The organism is Candidatus Symbiothrix dinenymphae (assembly GCF_001431085.1).
The window spans coordinates 1-858 of the sequence record NZ_BBRU01000120.1 but is presented as its reverse complement, the minus strand read 5'-3'; the positions used below and the strand labels follow the sequence as shown (position 1 = coordinate 858).

Sequence of the window (858 nt, the reverse complement as noted above, 5' to 3'; positions counted from 1 at the left end):
GCCAAGCCGTTTTTCACGCGGTCGATGTAATGCTCGTCAATCAGGGCTTCAATCTTGTAGTCAGACAGCACGCTGATTTGACCGATACGGCTGCCGCTCCCTACCGATTGCCCGATTTCGACGTCCAGCAATCCCAACTGCCCGTCCACCGGCGATTTCACATCCAGATTATCGACCCGTTGACGCACCAAAATCAGATTTCGGCGGATATTGTTCAAACTTTCTTCCATCTGTTCCACCTGTATGCCGCGGAAAATGGAATCCTGCTTTTGGCGTTCGATTACCAATGCCGAGCCTTTCACGGCAAATTCATAATCCTCTTTCGCCTGCAAATATTCTTCCCGAGAAATCAGTTTCTCGTTATACAAATTCGTGTATTGCGCATATTTCCGCTTTTTGCGTTCAATATCCAAATCCAATTGCAGTTTTTCCTTGCGAAGATTGAGGCGTTCCTGCTCCATCGTAACTTGCGTGTTGCGCAAAAAGTTCTGTTTTTCAGCCAATTGCGCCTCGCTGTCGAGGATATTCAAACTCAACATCGGATTAGTCAAGCGCACAATGACTTCGCCGCGATGCACCATCGAACCTTCTTCCACCACTTTCTCGGCAACCATTCCGCCCTCAACCGCGCTCAACTGAATGGTGTTAATCGGCTGCACCTGCCCGTTGACGCGAATGTAATCGTTAAATTCGCCCTTAGCAGCGTCCTGCACCATCACTTTGCTTTTCTCTACATTGAATTTGGAACTGTGATTGCCAAAAATCAACCACACCGATGCAATCACCAAAACAACTCCGCCAATGACGTATGGCAGGTGTTTTTTCTGTAAACCTTTTTTCTTTTCTAATAATATGTCC

The 858-nt window shown here is 47.1% G+C and carries 1 protein-coding gene; it reads right to left on the bottom strand.

What is annotated here, in order from left to right; translation table 11 throughout:
* The coding region (locus tag ASC50_RS01960; RefSeq protein ID WP_420885204.1) for an HlyD family secretion protein at nucleotides 1–858 on the bottom strand (858 nt) is incomplete at both ends.